The 19,345-nt window shown below is 39.8% G+C and carries 18 protein-coding genes; 1 reads left to right on the top strand and 17 read right to left on the bottom strand.

What is annotated here, in order from left to right; all coding sequences use genetic code 11:
* Positions 1-15: 15 nt before the first annotated feature.
* The 12 genes from smc to RTR43_RS01970 all read right to left on the bottom strand — a co-directional run bounded on the left by smc (position 16) and on the right by RTR43_RS01970 (position 14,195).
* On the bottom strand, positions 16-3,582 hold the full coding sequence (gene smc, locus RTR43_RS02025; protein WP_312469269.1) for a chromosome segregation protein SMC: 3,567 nt from the start codon (positions 3,580-3,582) through the stop codon (positions 16-18).
* 55 nt (positions 3,583-3,637) lie between these two features.
* Positions 3,638-4,378 (bottom strand): ribonuclease III, encoded by a 741-nt coding sequence (gene rnc, locus RTR43_RS02020; RefSeq protein ID WP_312469267.1) that lies wholly within the window; start codon positions 4,376-4,378, stop codon positions 3,638-3,640.
* Between the two features lie 168 nt (positions 4,379-4,546).
* Entirely contained in the window at positions 4,547-4,780 is a 234-nt protein-coding gene (locus RTR43_RS02015) for an acyl carrier protein (RefSeq protein ID WP_248733619.1), read from the bottom strand.
* 69 nt (positions 4,781-4,849) lie between these two features.
* Positions 4,850-5,593 (bottom strand): 3-oxoacyl-[acyl-carrier-protein] reductase, encoded by a 744-nt coding sequence (fabG, locus tag RTR43_RS02010; protein WP_312469265.1) that lies wholly within the window; start codon positions 5,591-5,593, stop codon positions 4,850-4,852.
* The gene (gene fabD / locus RTR43_RS02005; protein ID WP_312469264.1) at positions 5,590-6,537 is read right to left on the bottom strand and encodes an ACP S-malonyltransferase; all 948 of its coding nucleotides are present in this window, start codon (positions 6,535-6,537) and stop codon (positions 5,590-5,592) included. The genes fabG and fabD overlap by 4 nt, the downstream gene beginning before the upstream one ends.
* A gap of 12 nt (positions 6,538-6,549) precedes the next feature.
* Positions 6,550-7,554, bottom strand: coding sequence for a phosphate acyltransferase PlsX (gene plsX / locus RTR43_RS02000; protein WP_312469263.1), 1,005 nt, complete (start codon positions 7,552-7,554; stop codon positions 6,550-6,552).
* 13 nt (positions 7,555-7,567) lie between these two features.
* Positions 7,568-8,134 carry a transcription factor FapR gene (gene fapR, locus RTR43_RS01995; RefSeq protein WP_312469262.1) on the bottom strand — a complete coding sequence of 189 codons (567 nt, stop codon included), beginning with the start codon at positions 8,132-8,134 and terminating at the stop codon, positions 7,568-7,570.
* A gap of 105 nt (positions 8,135-8,239) precedes the next feature.
* Positions 8,240-10,288: an ATP-dependent DNA helicase RecG gene (gene recG, locus RTR43_RS01990; RefSeq protein ID WP_312469261.1), complete on the bottom strand. Its 2,049-nt coding sequence runs from the start codon at positions 10,286-10,288 to the stop codon at positions 8,240-8,242.
* Positions 10,272-11,168 (bottom strand): L-serine ammonia-lyase, iron-sulfur-dependent, subunit alpha, encoded by an 897-nt coding sequence (gene sdaAA, locus RTR43_RS01985; RefSeq protein WP_312469260.1) that lies wholly within the window; start codon positions 11,166-11,168, stop codon positions 10,272-10,274. Before sdaAA ends, recG begins: the two co-directional genes overlap by 17 nt.
* Positions 11,169-11,227: 59 nt before the next feature.
* Complete coding sequence (gene sdaAB / locus RTR43_RS01980) at positions 11,228-11,890, bottom strand: L-serine ammonia-lyase, iron-sulfur-dependent subunit beta (protein WP_312469259.1); 663 nt, start codon at positions 11,888-11,890, stop codon at positions 11,228-11,230.
* A gap of 244 nt (positions 11,891-12,134) precedes the next feature.
* Complete coding sequence (locus RTR43_RS01975) at positions 12,135-13,817, bottom strand: DAK2 domain-containing protein (RefSeq protein ID WP_312469258.1); 1,683 nt, start codon at positions 13,815-13,817, stop codon at positions 12,135-12,137.
* A 15-nt stretch (positions 13,818-13,832) separates the two neighbouring features.
* Positions 13,833-14,195, bottom strand: coding sequence for an Asp23/Gls24 family envelope stress response protein (locus tag RTR43_RS01970; protein WP_024030202.1), 363 nt, complete (start codon positions 14,193-14,195; stop codon positions 13,833-13,835).
* Positions 14,196-14,487: 292 nt separating this feature from the next.
* Here RTR43_RS01970 and rpmB point away from each other — a divergent pair, with 292 nt between their 5' ends.
* The gene (rpmB, locus tag RTR43_RS01965; RefSeq protein WP_248733628.1) at positions 14,488-14,676 is read left to right on the top strand and encodes a 50S ribosomal protein L28; all 189 of its coding nucleotides are present in this window, start codon (positions 14,488-14,490) and stop codon (positions 14,674-14,676) included.
* Between the two features lie 169 nt (positions 14,677-14,845).
* Here the strand turns inward: rpmB and spoVM are convergent, their stop codons facing one another.
* From spoVM to pknB, 5 genes are all read right to left on the bottom strand, one after another.
* On the bottom strand, positions 14,846-14,929 hold the full coding sequence (gene spoVM, locus RTR43_RS01960; protein ID WP_035445740.1) for a stage V sporulation protein SpoVM: 84 nt from the start codon (positions 14,927-14,929) through the stop codon (positions 14,846-14,848).
* Between the two features lie 106 nt (positions 14,930-15,035).
* The gene (locus tag RTR43_RS01955; protein WP_312469257.1) at positions 15,036-15,683 is read right to left on the bottom strand and encodes a thiamine diphosphokinase; all 648 of its coding nucleotides are present in this window, start codon (positions 15,681-15,683) and stop codon (positions 15,036-15,038) included.
* A 58-nt stretch (positions 15,684-15,741) separates the two neighbouring features.
* A complete protein-coding gene (rpe, locus tag RTR43_RS01950; RefSeq protein ID WP_248733630.1) occupies positions 15,742-16,386 on the bottom strand; it encodes a ribulose-phosphate 3-epimerase in 645 nt (214 codons plus the stop codon).
* Positions 16,387-16,388: 2 nt separating this feature from the next.
* Positions 16,389-17,270: a ribosome small subunit-dependent GTPase A gene (rsgA, locus tag RTR43_RS01945; RefSeq protein ID WP_312469256.1), complete on the bottom strand. Its 882-nt coding sequence runs from the start codon at positions 17,268-17,270 to the stop codon at positions 16,389-16,391.
* Positions 17,271-17,359: 89 nt separating this feature from the next.
* A complete protein-coding gene (gene pknB, locus RTR43_RS01940; protein WP_312469255.1) occupies positions 17,360-19,345 on the bottom strand; it encodes a Stk1 family PASTA domain-containing Ser/Thr kinase in 1,986 nt (661 codons plus the stop codon).

Below are 19,345 nucleotides of genomic sequence, written 5' to 3'. Positions count from 1 at the left end.
TTCACTTCCCTTAATTTATGATATTACAAGCTCCTTTGTATCCTCTAGTCTGACAGAAACCAGCTTTGAAACGCCTGATTCCTGCATAGTTACCCCATAGAGGACATCTGCTTCCTCCATCGTCCCTTTACGATGTGTGATGACGATAAATTGAGTTTCGGTGCTGTATCGTTTTAAATATTGGCTGAACCGGTGGACATTAGCCTCATCAAGGGCAGCCTCAACCTCATCCAGAATACAGAACGGTACAGGGCGAATCTTTAGAATGGAAAATAATAAAGCAATAGCTGTTAAGGCACGCTCTCCTCCTGATAATAAGCCTAAATTCTGCAGCTTTTTCCCAGGCGGCTGTGCCACGATTTCAACGCCTGTATTTAATAAATCTTCTGGAACTGTGAGAACAAGATCCGCTCTCCCCCCACCGAAAAGGGCGCGGAATGTCGGTTCAAAATGCTCACGAATCCCATTAAATGTTTGTTCGAAGCGTTTCTTCATTTCGATATCCATCTCTTCAATGACCTGAAAAAGGGTGTCCTTTGCTTCCTGGAGATCTGTCTTTTGTTCATTTAAGAACTCAAATCGCTCAGAGACACGTTCATATTCTTCAATCGAGCCCAGATTAACATTACCAAGTTCATCAATGGCTAGCTTAATCAGCTTGACCTTTTTCCTAGCGTCATCCACAGGAATGGTTAATGAATATTGCTCCTTTGCCCCTTCAAATGATAAAAGGTATTCTTCCCTTAAATGTTCCAATCGGTTTTCAAGCTCCACGTCTAAGCGATTGATTTTGACTTCCTCATCCTTTAATACAACAATCATCCCTTTGTGGAGTCTCTTAAGCTCTTTGGCTGCTACTTCTATTTCTTCCAATGCCCCCTGCAACTGTAGGCGTTCTTGTCTTCTTATAGTAATTAATTGTAAGGTTGCTTCTTTATCTTGCTGTTTTCTCTTTGCCGCTGCTTCTAATTGTTCCTCTCCAGATGAACTGTTCGTCATTTCCGCTGTTAACAAGTTAAGATCCTCGCTAAAAATAGCCAGCTTTTGTTCACTTTCCTCTAAATCAGCGTTTAATAGTGCAAAGCGTTCCTTCTTATTTGTAAATTGCTCATTTTTAGATGCGAACTCCACTTTAAGGTCATTTAATTCATTTGCTAAAGCTTCTTTCGATGTCATATCATTTGTCTTTTGTTCCGTAAGCTTCATTATATAACGATCAAGTTCGGCAATTGAGTCCTTGTAATTCTCAATCGCTTCAACTAAGTCAGTTTTTCTTTTCAATAAGGTGTTCTTTTCATCAGAAAATTGCCCTTTTTCAAGATCATAAATGGCTAAACGGTCATTGATATTTTTTTCTCCAAGCTCTGCTTCGCGCAGATCACCTTTTATCGACTGCTCGTTTAACCGTAACGCTTCGCCATTTTTGCGCATTTCTTCGAGATGATCTTCTGCCAGTTGAACTTCTTCTTTTAAGAGTTTAACAGCCTGCTCTAATCCAGCTGTTTTTTCCTCCATAATGGCAAGTTTTTCTTTTAACTGCTCAAGCTCACCTTTTCGTGTTAATAAAGAAGATGTCTTTTGTTTTACAGCACCGCCAGTCATTGCACCGCCGGGATTAACAATATCACCATCAAGTGTTACCATCCTAACACGGTATTGAAGAATTTTCGCCAATTCATTGGCACCCTGTAGGTCTTTAGTAATTACGACATTCCCTAAAAGGTTATTCATTACCTCGGCATACCTTTGATCAAATTTCACAAGGGTGACAGCAACCCCAATTAATGAAGGATGATTTTGAATGGCTGAAAGCTGTGCCGCAGATAATGTCCTTCCTTTGATGACACTTAACGGTAAAAAGGTTCCCCGCCCAAAAGAATTTTGTTTTAAGTATTGTATAGCCGTTCGTGCATTTTGCTCGGTATCGACAACAATATGTTGAAGGGCACCACCAAAGGCAATTTCAAGAGCTGTTTCGTACTCTTTTGGAACGGCTACAAGCTCTGCCACTGCCCCTTCAATTCCCTTCAGCTTACTTCCTCGCGCCTTTAGGACTTCTTTTACACCTTGAAAAAAACCTGAGTAATCCTCTTCCATTTCCTCCAACATTTCTTTTCTTGATTTAGCCTGCTGAAGAAGCTGATAGGCTTGATACAATGTCTTTTCTTGTTTTTGATAATTATTTTTTACTGTCTCAAGCATCCGCTGCTGATCACGAAACGTAACAACCTGATTCGCTAACTTTTCTTGAATTTCTTCTAGGGCAGATTGAATTTCTCTCTTTTTATTTTGCGCGTTTTCTCGTTCCTGAATGAACTTCTCATTGTCTGCATCAAGACGGGAGCTTTTTCTCTCCTGTTGCTCCAACTGTTGGTCAATGTATTTTACTTCATTATTGGCACCAGCTTGATTGTTTAAGCGCTCGATATATTCACTTTTTAAACTTTCAATTTTTTGATCAATATTCTCAGTAAATAATTGTAGTTTTTCTTGTCTTTCTTTTAGCTTGGCTTGTAAAATTTTCACCTGTTCACCAAGGTCTGTTACGGCCTCAGCCTGGATATCGCGACTTTTTTTCAACTGGCTGATTCGTTCTGATAGTTCCGAAACATTTGCTTGAAGCTGCTCTTTATTTTGGGAAGCATTTTTCTTCCGTTCCTTGAGAACCTCTTTTCGGCCTTCTAACTTTTCAAGCTCCTCACTTGCATGGAGCAGAACATTCTGTAGGTCCGTAATGGACTCGTCTAAGGCAGAAATTTGATCCCTTGTTTCGACAATTTTCACTTCTTTTACCTGCAAATCTGAAGAAAGCTTTAGCTCTTCCTGCTGATGTTCTTCTAGCTGGAGAGAGAAGTTTTCCCATTTCTGATGCAGGTCTTCGATTTCATAAACCGTTAAGGCAACTTCTATTTTTTCAAGTTCTTCTTTTTTCTCCAGATAGTCCTTTGCCATAGATGCTTGAATTTTAAGCGGTTCTACTTGGCTTTCAAGCTCATGTAATATATCATTCACACGGTTTAAATTGTCCTGTGACTCAAACAATTTAATTTCCGCTTTTTTCTTGCGGTTTTTATATTTTAATACCCCTGCAGCCTCTTCGAAAATCGTTCGCCGGTCCTCAGCCTTACTATTTAAAATTTCTTCTACTTTACCTTGACTGATAATTGAAAAGGCTTCCCGGCCAAGCCCTGAATCCATAAATAAATCAATGATATCCTTGAGTCGACATGGCTGTTTATTGATGAAAAATTCACTATCACCGGAACGTGATACCCTTCTTGTTACACTTACTTCATTGTAATCGATTCCTAATCCTTGATCTTGATTGTCCAATGTGAGTATTACCTCGGCAAAGTTAAGCGCTTTTCTGGTATCACTGCCGGCAAAAATGATATCTTCCATTTTACTGCCTCTAAGAGATTTAGCCGACTGTTCCCCCAGTACCCAGCGGATTGCATCAGTAATATTACTTTTGCCGCTGCCATTTGGGCCAACGACGGCCGTTACTCCAGGAACAAAATCAACGCCGATGCGGTCAGCGAAAGATTTAAAACCAATAATGTCCAACCGTTTTAAAAACATTTATTTATCCTCCCTATAATGCCCGGGATTTCTCCTCTTAAAATATTTGTTGAATCTAGGTTGTTCTTGCTTTTAATACGCCCAGCGCCATTTGGGCAGCATGCTGTTCCGCTTCTTTCTTTGATTTCCCCGTTCCCACTCCTAGTTCTTTTTCGTTTAAGGAAACTTTGGAAACAAACTCCTTATTATGTGCTGGTCCTTTTTCTTGTAGAACACGATATTCAAGTGGACCTGTTCCATCCCTTTGAATAAGTTCCTGTAATTGGCTTTTGAAATCCATCACATGAGAAAAAGCACCTGCATTTATTTTAGGAAAGACGACTTTTTCAAGGAATTCAATAACTTTTTCAATTCCTTGATCTAAATAAAGAGTCCCAATGAACGCCTCAAATACGTCTGCAAGTAAGGCCGGGCGCTCTCTTCCGCCCGTCATCTCTTCCCCTTTGCCGAGCAAAATTAATTTTCCAAATTCTAGCTCGTTTGCAAAAGAAACAAGTGATGGTTCGCAAACAATCGCTGCTCGCAGCTTCGTCAATTCTCCTTCTGTCATTGTTGGATATTTTTTAAAGAGGAATTGTGAAACAGTCAGCTCTAGTACGGCATCTCCTAAAAATTCAAGTCTTTCATTATCTTCGAAAGGCTTTCTGCGATGCTCATTCACATAGGATGAATGAGTAAAAGCTTGTTTTAATAATTTCTCATTTTCAATCGTAATTCCTATTTGGTTCTGAAAATCCTTGAATTGATTTTCTTTAGCGCGATTGTACATTTCTTTTTCTTTACTATTCTTGCGCATAAAGTCTCCACCTTGCATTTTATTTACACACTTACCTAATAAGAGTTTAAAAAAGTTTCTCAGAAAACGCAAAGAAACTTGGCAGATAGTTTAGTTCTACCAAGTTCTATCATACAGGAAGAAAGCCCCGTTTGGAAACGGAGCTTTTTTTGAATAAATCTAACGAGACTACTTACTGCTATTTATGTAATTAACAGCGTCACCAACAGTGCTAATGTTTTCAGCATCGTCGTCAGAAATTTCCATATCGAACTCATCTTCTAATTCCATTACTAGTTCAACTACGTCAAGGGAATCAGCGCCAAGATCATCCTTAAATGAAGCTTCAAGCTTAACTTGAGACTCATCCACACCTAAACGGTCAACGATGATTTTTGTAACACGTTCTAATACCTCTGCCATGCTTGTTCACCTCCCCTCAAGCTATTATAGAGTATTTCTTTCAATTAATAAATGAAAGAATAATTAAATTCACATTACCATGCCACCGTCAACATGAAACGTCTGACCTGTAATATACGATGTGTCATCTGATGCCAAAAATGCTGTTATTTTCGCAATGTCCTTTGGCTCTCCTAATCTTGCTAAAGGAATTTGTTTTAGCATTTCCGTTTTTACATCTTCAGATAATTTATCTGTCATATCAGTGGTAATAAAGCCTGGCGCAATCGCGTTTACAGTAATATTTCTTGAAGCTAACTCCTTAGCAGTTGTTTTGGTTAAACCGATGACACCAGCTTTTGCGGCGACATAGTTCGCTTGCCCCGGATTCCCACTTACCCCGACAATTGAGGCGATATTAATGATGCGGCCAACCCGTTGTTTCATCATTTGTCTTGTTACAGCTTTTGTGCAAAGGAAAACACCTTTAAGGTTAATGTTGATCACATCATCCCATTCTTCTTCCTTCATTCTCATTAATAAATTATCCTTGGTAATACCAGCGTTGTTAACTAGGATATCAAGCTTGCCAAAGCGATCAATCGCTTCTCTAACCATCTCTGTCACTTCTACGACATTCGATACGTCACATTTGACTGCGAAGGCTTCTCTTCCCAGAGCTTTGATCTCATCGACTACTTCATTAGCCTTTGCTTCACTGCCGGCAAAATTCACGGCCACATCAGCACCTTGTCTTGCCAGCTCCAAGGCAATTTCCCTACCAATACCTCTTGATGCACCTGTAACAAGGGCAGCTTTTCCAGCTAAAATCATCGTTCTTCCTCCTTAAGCGCATCTACTACCGCAAGAGCACTTTCCTCATCCGATACAGAATACGTTTTAACTGTTTTATCGACTTTCTTGATTAAGCCGGAAAGAACTTTTCCGGGACCAATTTCAATAAACGTGTCGACACCCAAAGCAATCATTTTTCGGACAGAATCTTCCCATAAGACAGGGGAATAGAGTTGTTCAATTAATTTATCCTTTATTTCAGAAGCTGAGCTGATTGGCTCTGCCGTTACATTTGCAATAACCGGTATTTTGGCATAATGCATATCTGTACCATCTAACACTTCTCGCAGCTGGTCGGCGGCAGGTTTCATTAATGGAGAATGGAATGGACCACTTACTTCTAAAGGCAGGACCCTTTTTGCCCCAACTTCTTTTGCTTTTCCTCCTGCAAGTTCAACACCACTTCGCGAACCGGAAATGACTATCTGCCCAGGACAATTTATATTAGCTAAAGACACAGGGAAACCTGAGTCATTTACTTCCTTTGTTACTGCGGAAAGCGGATCACGGTCAAGACCTAAAACAGCAGCCATGGATCCTTCACCATTAGGAACCGCATTCTCCATAAACTCTCCCCGCTTCCGAACGGCAAATACTCCTTCTTCAAAGGAAAGAGCTCCTGCAGCAACAAGGGCGGTATATTCACCTAAACTGTGGCCCGCTACAAAGTCAGCATTAATTCCAGATTTCCGGAAAAAATCTAAAATAGCAATACTTGTCGTTAACAACGCTGGTTGTGTGTTGAAGGTTAATGTCAACTCTTCTTTTGGCCCTTCAAAAATAAGCTTACTTAACTGTACATCTAGTGTTTTGTCTGCTTTAATAAAATAATCCATTACCTCAGAGTGTTTTTCTGCTAACTCTTTGCCCATTCCAACCGCTTGTGATCCTTGTCCGGGAAACACAAATGCTATTTTACTCATTTCAACACTCCTTTAAAGATCTACTTTAACAATATTTTCATTTTCAACTGTTTGTTTTATTAAACTAACGACATCATTACTTACCATTTCTCTTGTTTGCCGGATGGCGCTGAAGATTGATTGACCATTGGAAGATCCATGGGCCTTGATAACAGGTGCTTTTAAGCCAAAAAGGGCAGCGCCGCCATATTCTGAATAATCCATGGTGTTTTTCAAGGTCATGAGATTTGGTTTCAACACTGCAGCAGCTAATTTACTCTTAAAGTTGCTCATTAAAGCTAACTTTAACATTTTAAACATGGAAAGAGCGGTACCTTCAATTGTTTTTAAGACCATATTTCCAGTAAATCCATCGGTAACGACAACATCAGCAACTCCTTCAAGTAAATCCCGTGCCTCAACATTACCGACAAAATTCAAATTTGTATTTTTTAATAAGTCAAAGGCGTGCCTTGTCAGTTCATTGCCTTTTTTTTCTTCGGTGCCGATATTTAAAAGTCCGACTCTTGGTTTCTCAATTCCTCTTACCTGTTCACTGTAGATGGAACCCATTATTGCATTTTGCAGCAAATGCTCAGGCTTGGCATCAGCATTTGCTCCGACATCAAGGAGCAGAAACCCTTCACCACCAATAGTTGGAAGTGTAGGTGCTAAAGCAGGTCGGTCAATCCCTTCAATTCTACCAACAACGAAAAGACCGGCTGCCATTAATGCACCTGTATTACCAGCAGAGATACAGGCATCCGCTAATCCATCTGCAACTTGCTGTGCTGCCAGTACCATCGAGGCATTTTTCTTACGACGAACTGCTCTAACAGGTTCATCGGTTCCAAGAATGATCTCAGTTGTATGGACAACCGAAATCCGCTCATGACCTGTTAACGTTTCTTTAATTTTATTTTCATCCCCGACTAGGGTGATATGTATATCAGAAAATGCATTTACGGCTTTCATCGCACCTAAGACGATTTCTTTCGGGGCATTGTCGCCGCCCATTGCGTCAATTGCTAGTTTCAATTTGCCTCATCCTTTAACGGTTATTCGAACGGTACATTTCAAATTCTCCGGTAAAAACAAGCTCATTATTCACAAAACTTGTCACTTCGACAAACGTTCTGTCAACAACCTCATCAATTTTGATTACCCTTGCTTTAGCGATAACCCGTTCATGTAATTTTACCGAACGCTTAAATTGAATATTCGCTTTGGCAGTCAGCGCTAATTCATCGTTAATAACGGCCACAGCCAAGGAATTGGCCTGAGCAAAAACATGATGACCACGTGCTATATTATTTCGTTTAAAGACATGCTCTTGTTTTACATCCAAAATTGAAATGGCACTACGATCTAATTCTATATCAATAATTTCACCAATGACTTCTTCTAATGGTAAGGAGCGAACTTCATCCTCGAACCGTTTCTCGGCCACCGTTTTAATCCGTTCACGTAGTTCCGGAATCGATAATTCTAACCTATCCAAACGAATTGTTTGGACACTCACTTGAAATTTTTCTGCCAGGTCTTCATCCGTAATAAAAGGGTTCTCTTTTATGGTTATGTTTAACAACTGTTGGCGTTCCTTTTTACTTCTTTTCATATTTCACACCGTCCGAGATATTATGACTAGGTACTAAGAGTAGTATAAAATTTAAAAAAGCAGATTGCAAGGATAAATTTCTCTCCTCTTCTCTGCTTTTCCTCTTTAATCGAGTTTCTCTCCCTCTAAAACACCCGATTCCTCTAGTTGCTCTCTCAGGTATTTATAGTCGGGAGCTGTCCAAAAAGTTTCCGACTGGATAAGCATAGCCGCATCATTCCTCGCAGTTTCTAATGCTCGATAATCATGGACCATATCGGCTACCTTAAATTCTGGAACTCCGCTTTGTTTTTTTCCAAAAAAGTCTCCCGGTCCTCTTAACTCTAAATCTTTTTCACTTAAAATAAAGCCATCGTTCGTTTCTGTCATGATCCTCATTCGTTCTTGACCAACTTCCGACTTTGGGCTTGCCAGTAAAATACAATAGGATTGATCACTCCCACGGCCAACACGACCGCGGAGCTGATGTAGCTGTGATAGTCCAAATCGTTCCGCATCATAGATGACCATCATCGTGGCATTAGGCACATTCACACCGACCTCAACAACTGTGGTCGATACAAGCACTTGCACTTCATTTGTACTAAACTCTTTCATGACCGAATCCTTTTCATCGGAACTTAAGCGGCCATGCATGAGACCGACCTTATAGCGATTCTGAAAATAGTGCGTTAACGTGGTATGCACATCAATTGCATTTTGCACATCAAGCTTGTCCGATTCTTCAATGAGTGGACAAATGATATAGGCCTGATGACCTTTGACTAATTCTTTTTCGACAAAGGCGAGCACGCGCTCAAGCATTTCCGGCTTTGCCCAGTAGGTCTCAATCGACTTTCTGCCAGCTGGCATCTCGTCAATGATCGAGACGTCCATTTCACCAAAAACCGTGATTGCCAGTGTCCTAGGAATTGGTGTCGCTGTCATAAACAGGACATCAGGGTTTTCTCCCTTTTCCCTCAATACTCGACGCTGCTCAACACCGAATCTGTGCTGCTCGTCAGTTATGACAAAACCGAGTCTTTTAAAAGTAACCTCATCCTGAATCAAGGCATGTGTACCAATTAATATATCAACTTTTCCTTCTGCTAATTCCTGGAGGATTTCGCGTCTCTGTTTCCCTTTGATAGAACTAGTTAAAAGCTCACACTTTACACCAAATGGTTCAAGTAAGACTTTCAGTGATTCGACATGCTGCTCAGCTAAGATTTCTGTAGGTACCATTAAAGCTCCTTGAAAACCCGCAGTCACGGATGAATATAATCCAATTGCCGCCACCACTGTTTTTCCGGAACCAACGTCCCCTTGCAAAAGACGATTCATACGGAACGGAGATTTAAGTTCTGCTAACACTTCATTGACCACCCGTTTTTGCGCATTTGTTAACGGAAATGGCAGACGATTGATAAACTCATTCAATTTGGCCAAATCATAGTTTTGTTGGATTCCTGGGGAATGCTCCCGTTCAAATTTCCTCAAGGCTTGCATTTTTAATTGAAACAACAAAAATTCCTCATAAACAAAACGGCGTCTCGCTTGCTTCACATCCTCTTGGTTCCCAGGAAAATGCATCGCTTTTACTGCATCATGTTTGTTTAAGAGCCGGTATTTTTTTATAAAGATTTCAGGAAGTGTTTCTTCAATGACATGCCCATATTGTTGAAAGGCAATACTAATGAATTTCCTCATTCCTTTTGTCGTTAATTTGCCTCTTAATGAGTAAACTGGTTCAAAATCATTAGTTTTTGCGTTAGGCCCTGCCTGCATTTCGTTTGCCGTAATGGTTTGCCGATGTGCATCCCATTTTCCTGTTACCGTAATAGTATCATTTATGATCATTTTATTTTTTAAATAGGGCTGATTAAAAAAGACTACTTTAATAAGGTAAGACCCGACGAAAAGCCTGATAGTCAGCTTAGATTTCTTTTTTCCATAATAGACAAGAGAAGGCTCACTATGAACCTTCCCTTCGATTGTCACTTTCTCATCATGCTGTACGTCCGTCATTTCGCGGATGCGATAATCTTCATATCGATATGGAAAATACTCCAATAAATCATGAATCGTAAAAATTTTCATTTCCGCGAAAGATTCAGCAGTCTCTTCCCCAATTCCCCTGATAGCGGTTAGCGATTGATTAAGATTTGGATTCACTATTTTTAAGCGGTATACCGAAGATCTTGGCTTGGAGTTCACGACCTGTCGGCGTAGCCGCCAACCCTCCTTGCGCTGTTTCTTTTAGAGCTGTTGGCATTGATTGGCCAATTTTAAACATCGCATCAATGACTTCATCACATGGAATGCGGCTCGTAATACCTGCTAACGCCATGTCGGCTGCTACCATGGCATTGGCTGCCCCCATAGCGTTTCGTTTCACACACGGGACCTCAACAAGGCCGGCTACAGGATCACAAACTAATCCAAGCATGTTTTTTAATGTAATCGCCATCGCTTCCGCACATTGGTCAGGGGTGCCGCCTGCCATTTCCACAATGGCAGCCGCTGCCATTCCCGCTGCCGAACCAACCTCTGCCTGGCAGCCACCGGCAGCACCAGAGATTGAAGCGTTATTGGCGACAACGAATCCGAATGCCCCGGCCGTAAACAAAAATGAAATCATTTGCTCCCTCGATGGGTTAAGCTTTTTTTGGACTGCAAACAAGGTCCCTGGAACGACTCCGGCAGACCCGGCCGTCGGCGTGGCACAGATGGTCCCCATCGCAGCATTTACTTCATTTGTTGCGACTGCTTTACTAACGGCATCGAGAATCGTTTCACCTGTTAAAAAATTGCCCTTTTCGATATACTTTTGCAGAAGGACCGCATCGCCACCCGTTAATCCCGAATGGGATGAAACACCTTTTATTCCTCTTTCAACAGCTTCTTCCATCACAGTAAGATTGCGATTCATAAGAGTCATTATATCTTCTCTGGAACGCCCTGTTACAGTTACTTCCTGCTCAATCATGATTTCAGATATTTTTTTATTTTGACTATTAGCGAGTCCAACTAATTCAGCTACATTACGAAACACAAACCTTCCCCCTCTTTAGTGTTGCGAGCTTCAGCAATAAGGCGCATCCGCTTTTCAAACTAATCAACGATCTTGGTAACTTTTAATATATTAGGAAGTTTTTCTAGTTCTTCTAAAATTAGTTCATCAATGTTTTGATCGACTTCAATCGTCATTAAGGCTAGTTTCCCGATTTCTTTACGGGAAACCTCCATATGCCCTATATTTATTTCGTTTTTCGCCAAGGTGTTAGCAACACTTGCAATAGCTCCAAAGCGATCATTATGAACAACGAGAATCGCTGGATGATTTCCAGATAGCTTTAATTCAAAGCCATTAAGCTCAGTAATTTCAATTTTCCCGCCGCCAATGGAAATTCCGACTAATTCAAGCTCGCCATGATGGTCGCCAACAATAATTCTAGCAGTGTTCGGATGATCTGTTATCGCATCCTCCTCAATAAATCGAAGCTTAATCCCTTTTTCATTGGCAATATCAATCGCATGAATGATTCTTACGTCGTCAGTATCAAAATCCAATAATCCTCCAACGATTGCTACATCCGTCCCATGCCCCTTATAGGTTTTTGCAAACGAACCGTATAAAGAAATATTTGCCCATTTTGGCTCCCTGCCAAATAAGCTTCTGGCCACTCTCCCTATTCTTGCTGCCCCTGCTGTATGTGAACTTGATGGACCAATCATAACCGGTCCAATGATATCAAACACGCTTCTATATTTCACTCAGATCCTCCCCTTTGTGCAAATTTATCCATTTATGCATTGTATGTAAATAATTACTATTATTCTTCAGTCAACATAATAAAGATAGTGTGAGCAGAGCTTTAGCTTCACTTAATTTATTGAAAATGTATATTTTTCACACAAAATGGATATTTTGATTCGTTTTAGCGGAGCTCCACCCCTAAAGCAGATAAAAAAAGAAGGGTCCCGACCTTAGGGGTCCCCTTCTCATTTTAGCGGTTCCTTATTCAATTGAAAAGATAAAAGAATAAAGTGGCTGCTGGCCATTATGGATTTCTATTTCAATATCAGAAAACTTTTCTTCTACAAAATCAGTTAGATGTTTGACTTCTTCTTCTGTAACGTCATTACCATAAATAATCGTTAAAATTTCGGAATCCTCATCTAACATTTTAGACAGGAGGTCTTCCGCCACTTTTCCTTTATCCTTGTTTTTAACGATTATTTTCCCTTCAGCAATGCCCATGAAATCATCTTTTTCGATTTCTAAACCATCAATTTGAGTATCTCTTACAGCAAAAGTAATTTGACCAGTCTTAACATGGTTTAATGCATCCTTCATCGCCGCTTCATTTACCAACACATCTGCGATAGGATTAAACGCTAATAGCGCTGAAAGCCCTTGTGGGACTGTTTTGGACGGTATCACGTATATTTCTTCATCTGAAACATCGGCAGCCTGCTCAGCAGCCATTATGATGTTTTTATTATTTGGCAAAATAAATACCTTTTTAGCATTTACTTGTTTTACTGCTTTGACAATATCCTCCGTACTTGGATTCATCGTCTGTCCGCCTTCAATAACGGCATGTGCCCCAATACTTTTAAATAAATCGGCAATCCCTGCCCCCATCGAAACCGTGACAATCCCATATTCCTGTACTTCCTTTAGAGAATCAGGGCGTTGGGATTCTGAAGCAGTTTGGGTCTCACCAACAATATTAGAATGCTGCTGACGCATGTTTTCGATTTTCATATTAATTAAGTTGCCGTAACGCTGGCCGTAGGTTAATACTTCGCCAGGCTGCTCGGAATGGATATGTACCTTGGCCACATCTTCATCCGCAATAACCAATAATGAATCACCTAATTTGCTTAGGTCATTTCGAAATACTTCTTCATTGAATGGCTGCTTGCCCACTTTATTCTGTTCAAACCTCACCATAAATTCCGTACAATATCCAAATTCAATATCTTCCGTGTTTATATGACCTTGGACACTTTTATGATGTTCAGCACTTACCATTTCAGACATGGAAGGTAGTAGATCGGATGATTCTGGAAGATTTTCACCCTTTAGGACAGCGAGAAAGCCTTCATAAACGATAACAAGACCCTGTCCACCGCTATCCACGACACCAACTTCTTTTAATACCGGTAGTAAATCAGGGGTACGCTTTAAAGAAGCCTTTGCTTCCTTTAATACTTCTTCCATAATCACGATAATATCGTTTGAATTTTGGGCAGCCTGAACGCCTTTCTTTGCAGAATCCTTCGCGACTGTCAAAATCGTTCCTTCTACAGGCTTCATAACAGCTTTATAAGCTGTTTCCACTCCAGCCTCAAAGGCCTGAGCAAAATCTTTACCGGAAATTTTTGCTTTCGATTCAACCGCCTTAGAAAATCCACGAAATAACTGGGAGAGAATGACCCCTGAATTTCCGCGTGCTCCCATCAACAAGCCTTTGGAAAGAGCCACTCCAACTTTTCCAATATGTTCCTGAACATTATTTTTTACTTCCTTTGCCCCGGAGCTCATTGATAAATTCATATTTGTTCCAGTATCACCGTCGGGCACAGGAAAAACGTTGAGCGCATCCACCATTTTTGCATTTGCAGCCAAATGGTTGGCACCCTGGATCACCATCTCGGCAAAACGTTTTCCATCTAATGCTGTTATTGACACAAACCTTCCTCCTCACTACGGGTTCGTCACACGAACTCCCTGAACGTAAATATTGACCGAGTCAACGGCAAGTCCAACTGTCTTATCGAGGGTGTATTTAACTTTTGATTGCACGTTGTGGGCAATTTCGGAAATTTTCGTTCCATAACTAACAATTATGTACATATCAATATGTAATGCCTCATTTTCCTGGCGTACAATTACTCCTCGAGTAAAATTTTCTCTTCGTAGTATTTCCGTAATTCCGTCTTTAATTTGATTCTTAGAGGCCATACCTACGATTCCATAACATTCGATTGCCGCTCCTCCGGCAATGGTAGCGATTACTTCGTTTGATATATCAATTTGTCCGTACTTTGTTTTTAATTCGATGGACATGAATCGTTCCCCCTTTGGATTATTGCTCCTTGACTACAGTCATTTTACTATAGTCACTCAAATATTGAAAGTCATTCCTACCTGAATAAAAAAAGCGCATTTTAATATTGCCTATGTCAAGGTATTTTTCTTGAAAGGTTTTTATTCAACTATTGCATTCAAATAAGTTGTATGATAAATTATTAAGGTATCTCAAGACTAGAAAATTTGGTCAAGCCAATTTTCTATATCCAGATGAAGCATCTTAAAGATTGCTGTATAAAGCTTTTGGTAGTTAAGGAGGGAAATCATTATGCCACGTAAATGTGTAATCACTGGAAGAAAAACAACAACTGGTAACGCACGTTCTCACGCTATGAACGCTAATAAACGTACATGGGGTGCTAACTTACAAAAAGTACGTATTCTTGTTGATGGAAAACCTCAACGTGTTTGGGTTTCTGCAAGAGCGTTAAGATCCGGTAAAGTTGAACGCGTATAATAAGTAAAGCGGTAGCGCCAAATATCTTGTTCACTTGCAGTTTGGCGTTAGAGCTTGACAATTAAGAACAAAGCATCCTTCATAAGGGTGCTTTTTCTTTTACTTTTTATCTTTCCCAATCAAAAAATAAAAAACACCCAAATATAATGGGTGCCAACGGATAAACGTTCTATTCGTTTTTCTTAAACGCACCAATCATCGCTCGGACAAGTCCACCTAAAAATTTCGGCAGTTTAATTGTATAGAATTTCATACTGTCCCTCCTCACAAATCTCCCACTGCATATTCAAATTAACTTTTTTCGTACGCTTTACATTTTATTCCACCGAACGAAATCAGTACCAAAAAAGTCATGCCTATTAATCGTTACTTCTTATCACTATTAATATGCCTTCGGAAAATGAAAAAGTACCATAATCACTAATAAGTTCATTACTAATACATAGTGTAGAGCCGAGTGAAATATGACGATTTTTCAAAGGAAATTTAAAGCCTTCCAGTGTGAGATTGGTAACATTTAATGTTAAAGGAACAAAGGAAATATATTTTTCAGCCGGATTATTTTTTATGGTATAGGTGCCTGGTTCTTTTAAAAAGACAGTATTATGACGGTCTATTAAATAAATGGCGGCTGATTTTTTTTCTTTAAGTGGGTTATACAAAAGCTGCACATTGGCAAATAAATGATCGAGCCTGCCTCCAGTTGCTCCAAACAATCGGACTATACTTGGATTCTGCCCTAATGCCCAATTAAAGGCAAGTTCCATATCCGTTTCATTCTTTTCTGGTTTATAACGTTTCAATTCTCCAACATGACCTTCAATCAACGTTAATTCTTCTTGTGAAACAGAATCGAAATCACCAAAAGCAATGAGTGGCTTTATATCCCTTTTTAACAGGTAATAGACACCACGGTCCACACCAATCCAGATTGCACCTTCCTCTCTATATTCAGCTAAATCAGGAAGAAGGCCTGCTGGACCACCCGCAACAATATTGATAATCATCTATCATCACCCCGTATAATAACGAAAAGCCGGGCATAACAAGCCGGCTTTTCACTCTCTAATCTCTTAATAACGAAATAGCTTTTGCGTAATCAGGTTGATTATAAATCGCTGAGCCTGCGACCAGTACATTTGCACCTGCTTCTATACACAGATTTGCGGTTTCCTGATTTACGCCGCCATCAATTTCAATCTCAAGAGCTAGCCCTTTTTCTTCAGCCATCTCTTTTACTTTTCTTATTTTTGGAAGGACCTCAGGAATGAACTTTTGACCGCCAAATCCAGGATTGACTGACATTAATAACACCATATCAATATCCCCAACAATATGTTGAATGGATTCTACTGGCGTGGCTGGATTTAATACTACTCCCGCCTTAATACCAAAAGATTTAATGTTTTGAATCGTACGGTGGAGATGACGGCACGCTTCCACATGAACCGTAATATAATCAGCTCCAGCCTTGGCAAATGCTTCAATATATTGATCAGGGTTCTCGATCATCAAATGCACATCCAGCGGCAGCTTTGTAATCGGACGAATAGCTTCCACAATAAGCGGGCCAATCGTAATATTGGGTACAAAGTGACCATCCATGACATCAATATGAATGTAGTCAGCTCCCGCTTTTTCAACTGCTAAAATCTCTTCACCCAATTTTGAAAAATCGGCGGAAAGAATCGAAGGTGCTATTTTCACCATTCTTAATACCTCGGCTTTCTATCTTTTATTTCCTGGAGAAAATCTAAATAATGTTCATAGCGGTAAGCAGGGATTCCACCTGATTCTACCGCCAGTTTAACACCGCATTTTGGCTCAGTCACATGTAAACAGCCCCTAAATTTACAATCCTCACTCGCCTTTTGTAATTCAGGAAAACAGGAAGTTAAATCTTCCGTTTCAATATTATTGAAGTCTAACGAACTAAAGCCAGGTGTATCTGCAATAAGGCCATTTCCAATTTTCATAAGCTCAACATGTCGGGTTGTATGTTTTCCACGGCCAAGATGTGAAGAAATATCATTGGTTTTTAATTCAAGGTCCGGTCTTAATACATTCAACAAAGAAGACTTCCCCACACCTGATTGACCCGCAAAAACCGAGATTTTATTTTCCACATGTGGATATAATTGTTCAATCCCGGCTTCTGTTTCTGAAGATGTTAGTATTACCTCATAACCAGCTGCTTTATATTGTTCGGCATATTCCGAAATCATTAACTTATGATCACTTGTTGCTAAGTCTATTTTGGTAATACAGATTAAGGGTTCAATCTGATTAAATTCCACCAAAACAAGAAATCGATCCAATAGTACAGTGCTGAAGTCTGGTTCTACAGCTGAAAACACAAGAATGGCCTGATCAACATTGGCAATTGGCGGGCGAACTAATTCATTTTTCCGCTCTTTTACTTCGAGAATATAACCTTCCCGTTCGTTTTCAGCTTGAAAAACGACTTCATCACCCACAAGCGGGGTTATTTTGTTTTTCCGGAAAACGCCTCTCCCTCGGCATTGGATCATTTCTTCATTTTGAAGAACATAATAAAAACCACTTAATGCTTTGACAATTTTTCCTTCAGGCATAGTCACACTCCTTGCCCAATTACTTACCACGTGTCTTATTTTTTTCTATAAAATTTTGTTCGAATGCAATATTTTCCCCATAGGTAGAACTATTCTGTATCTGAATAGTTTTTATTTTCATCGATTATGACTTCTTTGTCATCACGAATGACTCTATATCCGGCTTTTCCGCCATAGGGGATAAATAATTTAATTTGTTTCTTGGTGTTTTCAGTAATATAAAAAGGAGTTTCCCAAGGTTCTGTCATATTGTGATTCATATCCTCAATGTAAATGGTAACCTTTTGTTTCTGGCCCGGTTCCCCAGGAACAGACGGTTCGTAAGGTATTGTTAGATCTATGATAACCTCTTTTGGCGGCTTTTCTTCTTTTCCTTTTGAAATAATGACCGTAACCTTGTCGCCTTTTTTCATTTCTGTTCCTTGTACTGGGGACTGAGATATGACATTACCGACAGGAATCTTATCATCATATTTTTCTTGAGTTGAATCAAGGGTCAATCCAACTAATGAAGCATAATCTTGAACCCCTTTTAAATTGTATAGAGTTAAGTCCTTTAACAAAAATTTCTCTGGTCCTTTACTTACTTCAAATTCTAATTTGGTATCTTCAGGAATTACCTTTTTACCAACCACTGGATTTTGGCTTAGGATTGTTCCCGGGTCACTATCATCATTTTTTTCAATTTTTTTAATAGCTTTAAAATGTTTATTTTCTAATAAATCCAAGACATCGTCATATTGGAGCCCGACATAATCAGTTAGTTCATATTTTTCTTTTCCTGAACTAATGTATATGGTAATTTTCGAATTCTCCTTTACCGTGCTGCCAATTTCCGGGATGGTCTTAATGACTTTTCCTTTTTTGACTTCATCATCAATTATATCGACTTTTTTCCCTGCCTCTAATCCCTTAAGTTTCAGCTTAGAAATGGCATCATCTAAATTCATTCCACTTATATCTGGAACTTTAACATCCTTTGAAGTTAATAATCCGGGTAAAACGGTAACAGATAATATTCCGAGAATGACAAGTACCAAGAAGGTAGATATTAATACTATTGGCCACTTTTTTCGTTTCCCTTTTTTACTCTTCCCATTTTTTGAAGGAGCTTTCGGGCTTCCCATGGTCTTTTCATTACTATGCACTAATGTCTCATCAAGGTTTTTTAGCGGCCTGTCATCTGTTATTACAGGAATGGCCTTGGTTGCTTCAATATCAATGGGGATTACAAACTTCGGTTCGTTCATCCTTTCAATGTCGAGTGCTGTTCGTAAATCCTCTTCCATTTCATCGACACTATTATAACGATGGAAGGGATCTTTTGCGGTTGCTTTTAAAACAATATTTTCAACACTTTGCGGTATATTGGGATTCCATCTTCTTAATGACGGTGTTTCCGATTGAAGATGTTTTAAGGCAATCGATACAGCCGACTCCCCTGAGAAGGGAAGCCTACCTGTCAATAATTCGAACATAACAATCCCCAACGAATAAACATCAGATTTCCGATTGGCCATCCCGCCGCGAGCCTGCTCCGGAGATAAATAATGGACTGAACCAAGTACTGAATTTGTTTGCGTTATACTGGTTGCGCTTAAAGCCATGGCTATTCCAAAATCAGTGATTTTCACATTACCCTCATTATCAACCAAAATATTATGAGGCTTAATATCACGATGGATGATATGGTTTTGATGGGCATGTGAAATCGCTGAAGTCAGCTGCCTCATGATTCCGATGGCCTCTTCAACTCGTAAAGGTGATTTTTGTTGTATGTATTGTTTTAGAGTCATTCCATCGACGAATTCCATTACGATATAATAAAGGTCATTTTCTTCGCCTACATCATAAATATTAACGATATTTGGATGAGCAAGACTTGTAGCTGACTGTGCTTCCCTACGAAATCTCCGTATGAACTCTTCATCATTTGCAAAATCAAGGCGAAGCATTTTCACGGCAACATCACGGTCGAGAATCATATCATGGGCTAAGTAGACATTTGCCATACCGCCTCCGCCAATCATCTCGAGAATCTTATAGCGGCCGCTAATTCTTTTCCCAATTAACAT

This window comes from Neobacillus sp. (assembly GCF_031988165.1).
Classification (GTDB): domain Bacteria; phylum Bacillota; class Bacilli; order Bacillales; family Cytobacillaceae; genus Neobacillus; species Neobacillus rhizosphaerae.
This window is presented reverse-complemented; position numbering and strand designations above follow the sequence as displayed.

What these genes read in the sequence shown, in the direction of transcription:
- smc (WP_312469269.1), bottom strand. Translation starts at nt 3,582, where the DNA reads ATGTTTTTAAAACGGTTGGACATTATTGGTTTTAAATCTTTCGCTGAC.
- rnc (WP_312469267.1), bottom strand. Translation starts at nt 4,378, where the DNA reads ATGCGCAAGAATAGTAAAGAAAAAGAAATGTACAATCGCGCTAAAGAA.
- RTR43_RS02015 (WP_248733619.1), bottom strand. Translation starts at nt 4,780, where the DNA reads ATGGCAGAGGTATTAGAACGTGTTACAAAAATCATCGTTGACCGTTTA.
- fabG (WP_312469265.1), bottom strand. Translation starts at nt 5,593, where the DNA reads ATGATTTTAGCTGGAAAAGCTGCCCTTGTTACAGGTGCATCAAGAGGT.
- fabD (WP_312469264.1), bottom strand. Translation starts at nt 6,537, where the DNA reads ATGAGTAAAATAGCATTTGTGTTTCCCGGACAAGGATCACAAGCGGTT.
- fapR (WP_312469262.1), bottom strand. Translation starts at nt 8,134, where the DNA reads ATGAAAAGAAGTAAAAAGGAACGCCAACAGTTGTTAAACATAACCATA.
- RTR43_RS01970 (WP_024030202.1), bottom strand. Translation starts at nt 14,195, where the DNA reads ATGTCCATCGAATTAAAAACAAAGTACGGACAAATTGATATATCAAAC.
- rpmB (WP_248733628.1), top strand. Translation starts at nt 14,488, where the DNA reads ATGCCACGTAAATGTGTAATCACTGGAAGAAAAACAACAACTGGTAAC.
- spoVM (WP_035445740.1), bottom strand. Translation starts at nt 14,929, where the DNA reads ATGAAATTCTATACAATTAAACTGCCGAAATTTTTAGGTGGACTTGTC.
- RTR43_RS01955 (WP_312469257.1), bottom strand. Translation starts at nt 15,683, where the DNA reads ATGATTATCAATATTGTTGCGGGTGGTCCAGCAGGCCTTCTTCCTGAT.
- rpe (WP_248733630.1), bottom strand. Translation starts at nt 16,386, where the DNA reads ATGGTGAAAATAGCACCTTCGATTCTTTCCGCCGATTTTTCAAAATTG.
- rsgA (WP_312469256.1), bottom strand. Translation starts at nt 17,270, where the DNA reads ATGCCTGAAGGAAAAATTGTCAAAGCATTAAGTGGTTTTTATTATGTT.
- pknB (WP_312469255.1), bottom strand. Translation starts at nt 19,345, where the DNA reads ATGTTAATTGGGAAAAGAATTAGCGGCCGCTATAAGATTCTCGAGATG.